11 protein-coding genes are annotated in these 13291 nt (G+C 34.0%); 1 reads left to right on the plus strand and 10 read right to left on the minus strand.

What is annotated here, in order from left to right; genetic code table 11:
- Positions 1 to 23: 23 nt before the first annotated feature.
- The 10 genes from ilvD to C8C76_RS07255 form a co-directional block, all read right to left on the minus strand.
- Positions 24 to 1778: a dihydroxy-acid dehydratase gene (gene ilvD, locus C8C76_RS07210; RefSeq protein WP_108140087.1), complete on the minus strand. Its 1755-nt coding sequence runs from the start codon at positions 1776 to 1778 to the stop codon at positions 24 to 26.
- Positions 1778 to 3748 carry a right-handed parallel beta-helix repeat-containing protein gene (locus C8C76_RS07215; RefSeq protein WP_108140089.1) on the minus strand — a complete coding sequence of 657 codons (1971 nt, stop codon included), beginning with the start codon at positions 3746 to 3748 and terminating at the stop codon, positions 1778 to 1780. Before C8C76_RS07215 ends, ilvD begins: the two co-directional genes overlap by 1 nt.
- Before the next feature lie 68 nt (positions 3749 to 3816).
- Positions 3817 to 5235, minus strand: a complete 1419-nt coding sequence (locus C8C76_RS07220; RefSeq protein ID WP_108140091.1) for a family 43 glycosylhydrolase — start codon at positions 5233 to 5235, stop codon at positions 3817 to 3819.
- Between the two features lie 350 nt (positions 5236 to 5585).
- Positions 5586 to 6821, minus strand: a complete 1236-nt coding sequence (locus tag C8C76_RS07225; RefSeq protein ID WP_308812583.1) for a transposase — start codon at positions 6819 to 6821, stop codon at positions 5586 to 5588.
- 147 nt (positions 6822 to 6968) lie between these two features.
- Entirely contained in the window at positions 6969 to 7439 is a 471-nt protein-coding gene (locus C8C76_RS07230) for a helix-turn-helix domain-containing protein (protein ID WP_181248163.1), read from the minus strand.
- Positions 7440 to 7572: 133 nt separating this feature from the next.
- The gene (locus C8C76_RS07235) at positions 7573 to 8778 is read right to left on the minus strand and encodes an ISL3 family transposase (RefSeq protein WP_108140098.1); all 1206 of its coding nucleotides are present in this window, start codon (positions 8776 to 8778) and stop codon (positions 7573 to 7575) included.
- 117 nt (positions 8779 to 8895) lie between these two features.
- Positions 8896 to 9294 carry a cupin domain-containing protein gene (locus C8C76_RS07240; RefSeq protein WP_108140100.1) on the minus strand — a complete coding sequence of 133 codons (399 nt, stop codon included), beginning with the start codon at positions 9292 to 9294 and terminating at the stop codon, positions 8896 to 8898.
- Positions 9295 to 9553: 259 nt separating this feature from the next.
- A complete protein-coding gene (locus C8C76_RS07245) occupies positions 9554 to 11167 on the minus strand; it encodes a response regulator transcription factor (protein ID WP_108140102.1) in 1614 nt (537 codons plus the stop codon).
- Between the two features lie 54 nt (positions 11168 to 11221).
- Positions 11222 to 12085, minus strand: coding sequence for a sensor histidine kinase (locus C8C76_RS07250; protein ID WP_108140104.1), 864 nt, complete (start codon positions 12083 to 12085; stop codon positions 11222 to 11224).
- Between the two features lie 126 nt (positions 12086 to 12211).
- On the minus strand, positions 12212 to 12769 hold the full coding sequence (locus tag C8C76_RS07255; RefSeq protein WP_108140106.1) for a cache domain-containing protein: 558 nt from the start codon (positions 12767 to 12769) through the stop codon (positions 12212 to 12214).
- A gap of 200 nt (positions 12770 to 12969) precedes the next feature.
- On the opposite strand from C8C76_RS07255, the gene C8C76_RS07260 reads away from it, so the two are divergent.
- Positions 12970 to 13206, plus strand: coding sequence for a hypothetical protein (locus C8C76_RS07260; protein ID WP_258222441.1), 237 nt, complete (start codon positions 12970 to 12972; stop codon positions 13204 to 13206).
- Positions 13207 to 13291: the final 85 nt, after the last annotated feature.

Consider the following 13291-nt stretch of genomic DNA (forward strand, 5'->3'; position numbering starts at 1 on the left):
ATCCTCCTCAGATTTTCAAATTACTATTTTATACTATTATTTATTAATTCAGTTAAATATTCGGTGTCAATATAGGCACCCTTCATGGGAGAGGCAGCAAGCTGGCTGAAAATACCCAGGGCACCATTTAGAAAGTTTGGCTCTGGTTTTTCCCACTCTTTAGAGCGCTCTTTTAAAATCTGCTTAATTTCTTCTTCACTCTTTTCTTTACCATCAACACCAACTATATTTAGACCTCTTTTTTCTATATTAATTTCTATTAAGTCGTTTTCTTTAACTAAAGCAATTGGTCCTCCGGAGGCAGCTTCTGGTGAAACATGGCCAATTGCTGGTCCGCGGGTAGCACCAGAAAATCTGCCGTCAGTTATTAGAGCGGTAGTTTTATTTAATTTTGGGTCAGAAGCGATAGCCTCTGTTGTATAATACATCTCCGGCATTCCAGTACCTTTGGGGCCTTCATAACGGATAATTACAGCATCACCGGAAACTATATCTCCATTTAATACAGCTTCCATTGCTTCTTCTTCCCTGTCAAAGACTCGGGCTCGGCCAACAAAGTTTTTCATTTCCTCAGGTAGAGCTGAATGCTTGACCACTGAACCTTCTGGAGCCAGATTACCTTTTAGAATTGCAATCGCTCCCTGAGCATTAATTGGAGAATCAACCGGAAAAATCACTTTTTCTTCTGCTGGCATAAGATTCGGTTTGACTTCCATTCCTTTGAGGTAAGAAAAGTTGTTTAATTCATTTAAATTTTCACCAAGAGTTTTTCCTGTAATTGTTAAAACATCAAGGTGAAGCTGATCTTTAATTCTTTTCATAATTTCTGGCACCGCACCTGCATACCAAAAATACTGAGTTGGATAATCTCCACTCGGAATTGTATTCACCAAAAATGGAACTTTACGGTTAATCTCATCAAATAAGTTGCCGTCAATTTCTATTCCCAGTTCATGAGCAAAAGCCGGCAGATGCAGCAGCGCATTGCTCGAGCCGCCTATGGCAGCATGAACTGTAATTGCATTTTCAATTGACTCTTTAGTTACTATATCTTTAACTTTAAGATCGTTTTTTACAGCTTCAGTTAAATATGAGGAGGCTAGCTCGGTCATTTCTTTTAAGTAGGAACCATTGGCAGGAATTAAAGCCGCCCCGGGTAATGCCAGACCAAGCGCCTCAGCCATAACCTGCATTGTAGAAGCTGTACCCATAAACTGACAGGCTCCACAGGATGGACAGGCCAGCTTTTGAGTTTCTAAATATTTTTCTTTGCTGATTTCTCCTCTTTTATATTTCGCATAATCACTGGCTGTCATATCGACAGTAGTATTTTTCTTACCCAGAGCCATTGAGCCACCTGGTACATGAACTGTCGGCAAATTCAATCTGGCTGCTGCCAGTAAATGAGCTGGAATTGCCTTATCACAGGCTGAGATCATCAGCATGCCGTCATAAGGGGCGGCTTTCGCCTGAACTTCTACCATATTTGCAATCATTTCTCTGGAAACCAGAGAATAATTCATTCCATCATGCCCCTGGGCAATCCCATCACAGATGTCACTGACTATCATTGAAGCCCCTTTTGCTCCCTCATTTTTTAAACTCTGCAGGGCCTGCTCAACCAGTTGATCAAGGTGAAAACTACCTGGATGACCGTAACCATAAGTACTGCTGACTAAAATTTGAGACTTAGCTAAATCATCTTCTTCCCAGTCCATCCCCATTTTTAAAGCGTCAAGTTCAGGACTACTTTTGCGTATTTTTTGACTTTTAAGCATTAAGATCTCTCCCAGACTTTAATCTTATTTATTCCCTTTTTAAACTTCATTAAAGGACCAACTGGACTCTCAGCAGCAATAGTTTCTCCAAGATAATCTTGATTAATCTTTAAACTGCTGCCATCTTTATTTTCAAAGTCAGCATCAGCCAGTCTAACTTTAGCCAGACTTTCTGTACTCTGAACTTGAGATTTCATTTCAGTAAATTCTTCCGGGAGCTTACAGTTTAAATAAACCTGACCATCCTCTTCTTCCAGCTTCAATTCCGGATCAAAATTATCCAGTAATACATTATTCTCTTCTCTCTCAAAAGGAAGTGCTCCATTTAAATAAACATTATTATTTATATAAACGGGCTGCTTGGTATCCATAAATATTTCCACATCTCCTGGTTTTTGATGAACTTTTTCAAAATATTCTTCTAAGGAAGTCGGAGAGCTGTCAAAATGAGCAGTTCCTACACCTTCTTTAGAATCATTTTCCCCGGTTATAATACCATTACTATCATCCAGACCTATAAATAGATTATTATAAAAACGATCATCTCCACCTAGAATTACAGTAAATCCTTTAATTTTAGTACTGTGGGGCTGATGATAAGGTGTTGAGCGCTTTAAGACTTTCCTCTGCACCATTTTGCCTGCTATTAAGTTATTAACATAGGCTCCACCCTGAGAAAAGTTATCCAGTGCGTAATCAGAAGCCAGAATATTATTGTCAACAATATAAGGTCCGTGGCTGACTTCAATAAATAAATCGCGGTTGTTATTATAATAAAGGTTGCTGCTGATTCTGGTTCCCTGGGTCTGCCAGTCCATCCAGGTACCTAAGGAGCAGTCATGAATTCGGTTATCATGAATTTCTACATCAATAGGTGCATGCAGCTTGATTCCGGCAATTTCATGACCATAGAATTCTCTTTTTAAAGCAATATTATAGATATGGTTGTTGTAGATTTCACTAAAAATACAGCCTAAATGCCCAACAACTCCATTCTGACCACTATCATGAATGTTATTATTTCTGATAATATGAGACCCAATATTATCTTTATTCCAGCCGTAATCTTCTGCTTCAAAAACTGATTCAATCTGATATTTATAACCTGGTTTATCCTGTCTTTTACTGCGGAAATTATCTCCAGTTGCTGCAGTTTTACCAATACTAACTGCACTGCATTTTGCATCGTGGATATCATTGTCTTCAATAATCCAACCTTTACTCCAGTTAGGACCAATTAAACCTGGTTGATCTGCTGTTGGAGGTGTCCAGGGAGTAGCTGCCTGAGCCATCTCAAAACCTTTAACAGTAATATAATCAATACCAGTTGTTTCAGGATAAAAGCAGGCTTTGCGGAAATTTATCTCAACTAACTCCTCAGTTGGATCAGCCTGATGAAAGTTAGCATAAATAGTTGTTTTTTCGTCGCCAACTTCTACATACCAGAGATATTTTGTCTGTTCAGGGTTTCTAACTGCACCAATTTCTCCAGTCCAGTCATCTTTAATTTCAGTTTTAACTTCTGGATCAACTAATTTATCATATGAATCGACTTCGTAAAAAGACATTCCATTTAGGTAAACATCTCCTAAGTGTTTAGTTTCCTGACCACCAGTATGGATCAGCCAGTCACCAAAAATTTCTTCCTGATAGGGATTATAGTCACCGAAAATTTGATTATCAATTTCAGTTTTCCAGATTGAAGCTTCAACATTTTCCCAGTCTTTAATTCTTTCCGAGCCTTTAATCACAACTTTCTCATTTTCGGCCGCTTGATAAGTAATCCTTCTCTTATCACTTAAACCTCTATTTTGTGGCTTAACCCATTCTCTGTATGTACCCTCATGAACAACAACTGTATCTCCAGCCTGTGCAATTTGTGCAGCCTTATTAATTGTTAAAAATGGCTCTTCTTTAGTTCCTTGATTAAAATCTGACCCTTTTTTTGAAACATGATATTTCCTATTCATTAAAATTCCTCCTAAGTTCTGTAATTAATTTCAAAAATCAATTAGAAAATATTTTTGTACTTAATAATTTATGGCAGCAGAGTAAACGAAGCTAAACTGGCACTTCCTTCTCCTCTATAGGTAAAATATAAAGGCTTTACTCCATCTGGAATTTCAATATCTGTTGAATATTCCTGCCAGATATTCGAAAATCCAACCGGTATTTCTGCTAAAACTTCCCCATCCCAGGCTGTCTTAACTTCAAACCTGCCGCTGCAGTAGCCACGAACTTTAATTTTAACTTGATTGATATTATTAAACTCAAAATATTTAAAACCAGCTGTTGCAGAGTCTTTCATATTCTGAATATAACCTGTCTCTTTATCTCCATCTTTACCGTCCTGAGTTATTTTAGGAAACTGTTTATCCATCCAGGCTCCGGTAAAATCTGTATAAACTGATTCTTCATCAGTAAATAAATTACAGGCAAGATAGGCTGGATATTCTCCCACCCCAATTAACGGATTATCTTTTGAACCAGTAGAAGTAATCTCTACCTGGGGAATTTTCCCCTCGTCTGTAAATTTAATTTTTTCCAGACAGGCCTGACGGCTGAAATTAGTCCCGTTGGTATGTCGGTGATAAAAGATATACCACTGATTATTTATTTCAACAATGCTGACGTGATTATTTCCGCCATAATACATTGGTTTAGAAGCTGCTTTATAACTGTCAATACCAATATCAGCATTGCTGACAATAGTTCCCTGATATTCAAAACCTTCGGTTGGCTTCTTGCTCGTAGCATAGCATAATTCATGCATTAAAATTGAAGAATAAATTAAATAATATGTATCTCCTCTTTTTCTAATCGATGGAGCTTCAAAAAATTCATGACCTTCAAAGCCTGTTCCTTCACTATAAGGTTCACTTGGGATTACAAAATTAGGTTCTTCAATTATTGTCAGCATATCCGAATCTAAAACTGTGGCCATCGCTCCATTTCTTGATTTATCACCTTTCTGACAGAAGCCGGTATACAAATATGTTTTCTCACCTTCATTAATTACACCTGGATCAAATTGAGGCTGGTCTTCCTCTTTTTCGCCCAGACGCGTACCATCTGCATAATGTACATATCCATAAAACTCAAATTTTCCAGCTGGGGTATCAGAAACAGCCACCGAGACTATAGATAGCTTATCAAGAACATAGTAAAGGTAATAGCGACCATCAGGTCCAACAGTCACATCCGGAGCATACAGGCACATACTGGCATCCGGATTAAGTGGATCACCTGTTTTTTTGAAAATTTCTCCTTCATAACGCCAGTCCGAAAGATCATCAACAGGTGCTGACCAACATACATAATCATTTAAGCAATAAGCATGACCATTAAAGCGGTCATGAGAACCATAAATATATACTCTATCATTAAAAACATACGGTTCCGCATCAGGGATATACTCCCATGATGGTAAATATGGATTCAATTGTTGTTTTTTCATACTTTCATTCCTTTAATTTTTTTTGGTGAATATATATTATTTTATTATACTGTAATATTAATACTACAATTAAATTATACTATATTTAAAATATTTAGACTATAATGCAATTTGCTGAATTTTTGTCTTATTTTGCTCATTTTAGCTCAAAAGTAGATTTATTAATAAAAATAAATAAGCGAATTTCATAATACACTTAATTTAGTTTAATTCAAAAAAATATTGTCTGCGAATCATAAAAATAAGCCTTTTAACTTGAAATTGTAGATTTTAATGATTTACCATAGATTTACTGCTAAATTCAGACGCACTTAGCTTGGGTAACTTAAAATCATGAATTTAGAAGCTATTTAAGCAGCTAAAACCTGATTTTGCAGTTTGATTTTCTCTGCTGCAATTCTTGCAGCTATCAAACTGATAGAACTTAATAGCAAATGGGTCTTAACTTTTTTAGTTCCCATTACAGTTAAGTTTTCTAAATTAAGATGCTCTTTTAGTCTGGAAAAAGTTCTTTCAACACTGGTTCTTTTGTTGTAGATCTTTCTCCAGGTTCTAGAATCTCTATGCGGAGTTGATATATATCTTGGATTCTCTTTTGGTCTGGTTTTAGTTACTCGACCATAATTACTGTTAGAACACCACTTAGTACCATGAATACAATCAACTTTACCACATACATGTGGACATCTAAATTTGTTGACTCCTTTGTAATAACCCCAGTAATACATTTTGTGGCCTCCACTGCAGACTGGTGTTCCTTTAAAATCATAGAATCCAGCTGGTGGCTGTTTAGCATTACGCTTGTTAATTGGAATAATGGCCTGAGACTCCTGCTCAAAGAGAATATGTTCATAGATATCAGTGTAATCATAGCCTGAATCCATAGTCCAGTATTTGGGTTTAGTTAAATCTCTTTCAGCTAAAAAGTCATTAACCTTTTCAACTAGGGGTATTGCCTGAGTTTTATCTGCATGATTGGCTGGAGTTAGAGTTAAAGCTATTGGTAATTCTGAGTTAGTTTCAACTGCAGCATGTATCTTCCACCCAAACCAGGTTATCTGATTTTTATGAGAGTCAAATTTAGTACCCCAATCAGGGGTAGAATTATTTTCTTTATCTATCTTTGACCTTGGCTTAGCTCGTTCATAAGCTTCCAGTTTTGAAGCATCAATAGCCATTGTCTCAGTGTCCAATAAGTTAAAATCAATACATTGATCCAAAAGATTATTCATCAGTATTTCCAGTTCATCAGACTCAGATAATTTGCTGTAATATCGGCTAAATGTTGCTTCACTGGGCACCCTACCAGTGGTAGAAAAACCGCAGACATATCTGAGATAAGGACTTCTATCAATTTTGCTTACTAAGTCCGCTCTACTGGGAATCTTTTCAATCTGCTGAACCAGAAAAGCTCTTAAAATAGCTTCTGGATTATATCCAGTTGGTCCTTTATTAGACTTAGGCTTTATCTTTTCAACAACAGGTTTAAGATCAATAGGATCTAAAATACAAATTAATTTGTCAGTTTCCGATAAATTAAGTAATTCTTCAAAGGGAAAGAGACACTCTTGTCGAATATTATTAATAGGGCTTCACCTTCTTTCGTATTTTATGGGTGCTACTATTTAATTCGACAAGATGGGGTGAAGCCCTTTTTATATCATTAAAATCTTTGTTATATCAAGGCTTATTTTTATGAAATTCGCTTAAATAACTAAAATCTAATAATTATTTTATTTTCTTACATATTTGTTTCTATATTCAGAAGGATTCATCTTATTAATTTTTTTAAAAATTCTGTTGAAATAACTAATGTTGCCAAAATTTAATAAAGATGCGATTTCGGTTATTGATTTACTGGTTCCATGTAAGAGCTCTTCAGCATATCTAATTCGTAGTAAGTTTTTATAATTTACAAAACTATAACCTAATAAACGCTTGAAAGTTCGGGAAAAATTATAATAACTCATATTAGCAATTTCCGCTCCTTTTTCCATTGAAATATTTTCCTCAGGCTGATTTATCATATGTTGCAATACTGGTTGTATACATGACAGTTCGTTTAAATCTTCAAATTTATCGTTATTTGTTGAAAAGTGAATTATTTCATCTTCAAGTAAGTAAGAAAATAACTCAAAAACAAGGCCCTTTAACTTCCATACATTTTCAACTTTATTTTTGTCATAGGTATAATCTTGTCCCATAAAACTATCCTGAACGATGATATCTTCAGAGATATGCTGCATTTTTAATAAGATTTTGGTTCTTTGACAAATGTTGTGAAATCTAAATAGCACCGTTTGAATCATGTTATCTCTTTTTTTTTTTGAATTACTCTTAAATACTTAGCAATGATAAAAATACTCGGCGTTTTAAGTTTTCAACTTTGGGAACACCGTAGCCAATTCTTTTGATTAATTTGATTTTGTTGTTTAATCCTTCAGCAAATCCGTTGGTTATTCTAGTTTTAAAATAGTTAATAATGTGTTGTTCCCAGCGTTTTACTGTTCCTTTAGCTCTATAGAAAAGATTTAATTTAGACTGACTAACATTTTCATACCAGTTATTTAAAGCTTGAATAGACTCTTTAACATCAGGAATCTGTAGTAAATCACGAAATTCTTCTTTTAGCTCCCATGCTTTTTCTAAAGCAGGAGATAGTTTGAAGATCTCTATCAGCCTCTGATGACTGTCTTCATCAAGGTCTTCACCGGCCATTAGAAGGGTGAGTCTTGATTTATAGAACTTCTTTCTATTGGCAGCAGTCTGTTTATCCTGTTCCTCTATTCTCAGCTTATCCAGAGCATTATTGATAGCTGTAACCAGATGGAACTTATCAACCACTATCTTAGCATTGGGAAAGACAGTTTTAGCAACAGCCTTGTAGGGACTCCACATATCCATGGAGAAGTATTTGATCTGCTCCCTCAGTTTCTTAGGCCAGGTATTGAAGTACTCGATTAGATCTTTCTTTTTACGGGAAGATAAGATATCAATTAACTTACCGTTAATCGGATCAGTTAGAGCAACTGCGTATTTATGTTTTTTCTTGATTGCAAATTCATCTATACTGATAGCTTCAACCTCATCTAAGATTGCAATTTGAGCTTCTTCAATCAGAGTGTCTAATTTGCTGTGTACCGAGTTTTTAATGCTTGTATAGCTTAGGTCATTTTCTCTGGCCACTCTTGAGTAATCACGGCTATCAGTTTGCTTTAAAAGATGTATTTTAAAACGCTCTGTTTTCCGTGAATATTTAGTAACGCTTTCTATTCTCTTGGGTATTGCTCTTTTGCCACAATGATCGCAGCTATAGCGTTTCTTTTCAAGTCTAATAACTGTTTTTTTATCTCGAAGAGAAGTATCCTGAATCATTTGAGTTTTTCTATCATGAATCTTTTCTGCTTTTTTGCCGCAGACAGGACATTTAACATGATCTATTTTATAGTCAGCTACAAAAACTAAATATTCCTCCGTTTTAATTAAATCTGTTGCAACTAGGTCTGGTAAATCCATTAAATCTGTGATAAGATTATTATGCATTTGCTTGACTCCTTTATTGAATTTTTGGTGTTGTAACTATTTAATTCAACGGAGCCAGGCAAATGCCTTTTTTATTTAGATATTTTTAGATTTACAGTTTTTTCTTCACAACATTAATTATACAACCAAGATTTTTAATATGTTTTCATTATTAATTTTAACTGAGATTTTACTTTCTATTTTTTCTCCTAAAGATAAAATACTTTGATCAGTAAAATCAGTATTATCTTTAAGAAGTTCTGGACTAACCTGTAGTATTATATGTTTCGAGGATAAATGATTAAAATCAGAAATAGCATGAGGCTTTAACATTGGTATGAATACTAAATCGCCTTTCTGACACATTTTTGATTTACCATCAATAAAGATTTCTATTTTTCCTTCAATAATATAAATCAATTCTAAATGCGTATGACAATGATTTGGAAAACCAGGTTTGATAGTATCATAGACAAAACAACTTATTTTCTTCTTATTTTCTTTGTCTTTTTCTTGCAAATTTTCTTCATAAAACATTATAACTAATCCCTTCTTGAACTATTAACTCAATAAATTAAACCATATAGTCAAATAAAATAAAAATAAATTTTAAGCTAAGATAAAAATAACTCAATTCACTTAATTTAAGTATTAATTTAAGTTTTAAATCAACCCTTATAACTATTATTCACCACTCATTCAGAAATACCTGCAGGAATTTTAAAAATTTTGTTTTTTAACCAAATTAAAAAAAGACCCCCATTTTACTGGCAGCCTTTTAAAATATCAGTAACACCTATTTGTTTTTTTCCTCATATTCACTGGGAGTCATTCCTTCTAAATCTTTAAATACCTTAAAAAAATAATTGTAATTATTAAATCCAACCAGGTTAACTATTTCTTTAATATTTTTATCTCCAGATCGAATCATTTCTTTTGCTTTTTTAATCCTCAGCTGATTTAAATAATCACTAAAACCCAGTCCACACTCTTCTTTAATTTTTCTGCTCAGATAAGAATAACTGACCCCAATCTCTTCAGCAACCTGGCTTAAAGTTAAATCCTTTTGATAATTTCTGTCAAGAAAAAGTAGTGTCTGATTAATTAAAGTCGAATAATTATTTTTCTCTTCTAATTCTCGAAGCAGATTTTTATAAGTTCTAAAAATCCAGACTTTAAATTCTGTCAGTGAACTTAAATTTTCTAATTTCTGATAAGGATTTCCCTTTTCCTCAAAAATTCTTTCAGCATTTAGAGACTTATCTTTGATACTGCTGTTGACAATATTGATCAGAGAAATAAGGGTCATCTTTAAAACTGACAATCCCGGCTTTATTCTTGCTATTTCAGCAAATAAGTCATCCAACTCATTTAAGAGAGCGTCAGTATTTTTTTCTTCAACATATTTAACCAATAATTTTTCTCTTTTTATGTCCAGATTAAATGTCTGATTATCAATTCTATTATTCTGATTTTGATAGACAATCATATCCTGACCCTGGTAAAATTTGTTTTCCAGTAATTCTGCAGTCTGCTGATAATTCTCTGCAATCTCAAGCGGTGTCGGCAAAATTTTACTGACTGCAAAGCTGGCTGTAATATTTAAATAATTTTTTAAAGCAGATTTAATTCTATTAATTGCAGAAGTAGTACTATTATTGATTTTTAGCTCACTGTTATCCTCAAATGAAAACAAAAAGAGAAAGTTCTTTTCATCTTTCAAAACTGCAAATGAGCTGCCATTTTCTTTCAAAATTTCATCTGCCATATTAATAAAAGATCTCTTAATGTTAAGAAGTTTGGAGCCTGAGTACTTCTGCTGCAGGTCTTGATAATTATCAAATTGTCCGACTGTAATCACAATATTTTTCAGCTTAAAATTAATAGAAAGTAATTCTATCTGTTTTTTCAAGTCCTGCTTACTGTTAAAATGACCCCTTACCAGCTTCTCAGCAAAATTTTGAATCAGAATATTTTTTTGATCTACAAAAAAACTTTCTTCAAAAATATCACTATTTTTCACCTGATTATTCTCTATAATCTTTACTTTAATTCCAATAAGCAATTTTTTTAAGCTGTCCTGCCTCAATTCATGTTTTAAGATATAATCTTCTGCCCCGGCTTTTAAACTTTTTTTAACATAATCAAACTCCTTATAGCCACTTAAGGCAATGGATTTAATTTCAGGATAATTTTCAGCAGCAAATTTAATCAGATCAGCCCCGCTTTTACCTGGCATTTTCATATCAGTAATAATAATATCGATTTTTTCTTCTGCTAATGCTTTTTCAGCTGCTTCCACATTTTTAATCTGTTCAGATATTTGAAAACCCTCCTGATTCCAGTCAATTATATTTTTTAGGTGGGTATAATCAAAAATATCGTCTTCAACTATCATTACTTTCAGCATTTTGAATATCCTTTCTAAAACAAATTAGTTATCCAGCTATCTCATCAACTGAATTTAGTATATTTCAGGCAAAATGATTTTAACCGTTGTAAAATAGCCCTTTAAGCTTTCGATTTCAATTCCATACTCACGGCCAAAATAAAGCTCTATTCTTTCTTTTACATTATTAATCCCAATTCCTGAAAACTGTCCTTTGTTCATCTTATTTTCACTCAACAAATCTTTAATTTCCTGCTCAGTCATCCCGATACCGTCATCGGTGATTGTGAAAATAACCTGCTCATTTTGGGTAAAACCTTTGATTTCAATTAATCCCTGCCCACTTTTACCACTGATGCCGTGAATAATTGAATTCTCTACAACCGGCTGCAGTAAAAACCGGGGTATTTTGTAATTCATTAAGTTCTCTTCTATCTCAAATTTAACTTCAAATTTATTATGCAGCCGGAACTGCTGGATATTTAAATAGCTTTTTAAATATTCCACTTCTTTTGCCACAGTAATAAAATCTTCTTTATTGTTCATACTCAAATGCAGCAGGTTGATTACTGAAGAAAGAAAGTTTTCCAGATTATCTGCATTCTGCATATCTGCCAGCAGCCGGGCAGTATTTAAAATATTTGAGAGAAAATGAGGATTTATTTGAGCCTGAAGTGCTTTAAACTCCAGATCATTTTTCTGTTTTTCATTTTCTTTTACATCTTCCACCAGTTCTTTTAGTTCAACCACCATTTGATTAAAGTTTGAACTGGCAGCTGCCAGCTCATCCTGAGCCTGATCATCAATTTGCACCTCTAAATTTCCTTCTTCAACCTGATTCATAGCCTCAACTAAATTATTTAGTGGATCCGATATACTTCTGGTAAATATATAGGACAAAAATACGGCCAGCAGAAAAATAATTAAACTTACTCCCATTATATCTTTAGCGATCTGACCGGTTTCTCTATTTAAATAAGAAAAGGGAATTGTACTTACAATATACCAGTCTGTATTTTTAAGAGGAGCATAGGCAGTCAGATTTCTCTGCTCAGCAATTGTTAATTAAAAACTTTCATTTTCAGAATCAGGATTTGCTTTGATTCTCTGAATCAGCTGTTCTTCTGGATACTTTTCGTTGAAATTAATACTATTATTTCGTGTTGAAACAACTATCCCTTCCGAATTAACTATAAAGATTTCAGTTCCCTCTCCTAAATCAATATTCCGATAAACATCAGAAAATAGATTTTCATTAATCCTGATAAGAATTGAGCCCAGTTTTCTTCCCTCATACAATTCTTTGATTGTCCGGCCGATAATAATACCATATGATTTCTCAGGTGTGTTTTCAGGATAGACCCTGCTTACCTGATGCAGCTCATCTCTAAAATCCACTGCTTTCCAGACTGGAGCACCATTTTTGGCTTCAATTTCTGAAAGTAAGATTTCTCGAAAATTATCTTTAAAGGTTAAAGTAAAGCCGGTATCTCCATAGGCAATAATTTTATCACCCTGGTCAGTAAATAATTGAACATCAGAAATATATTCAGAAAAAGAAAACTTACGCACCATATCTTCCCGCATTCTGTATCTGGCATCATAAACCTCCCAGTCACTCAACTGCTCATAATTACCTAATTTAGCCGAGAAAGCCCCGCTTATGCTAATGGGCGGGGATGAATCGGCTAATTTATAGTTGAAAAAGCTTTTTCTTTGTTGAACATTTGTTCTTTCAATGGTATAATATACTTAGTAATAAAGTTTTTTGCATCGGCTTAAAATATCATTGATATTAATAATTATTGAAAAAGGTGTTTGATATGCAATTAACATATGTGCTGGAGTTATTAAAACTAACTAAAAGAAAAGAAAATATATTCTTAAATAATATTGCTGAAGTAGTTAAGAATCGTCAGGCTGTCGCTACCAAGCTTAAAACAGGAGAAACTAAATTGAGTTCTGCTGACTTTAAGGATATAAACCTCCCTGCACTGAGCCTTCATTATAAACGCAAGGTCGGCCCAGCACTAGGTCATCGAGACCGTCGCTGCTGTTAAAAATCAGAATATTAGAGAAGTTAAAGCACTTTATAAACAGTTTTTAAAGTCTAACTCTAAAAAAGAAAATATAGAGTTCAAAGCT

This window comes from Halanaerobium saccharolyticum (genome assembly GCF_003053565.1).
Classification (GTDB): domain Bacteria; phylum Bacillota; class Halanaerobiia; order Halanaerobiales; family Halanaerobiaceae; genus Halanaerobium; species Halanaerobium saccharolyticum_B.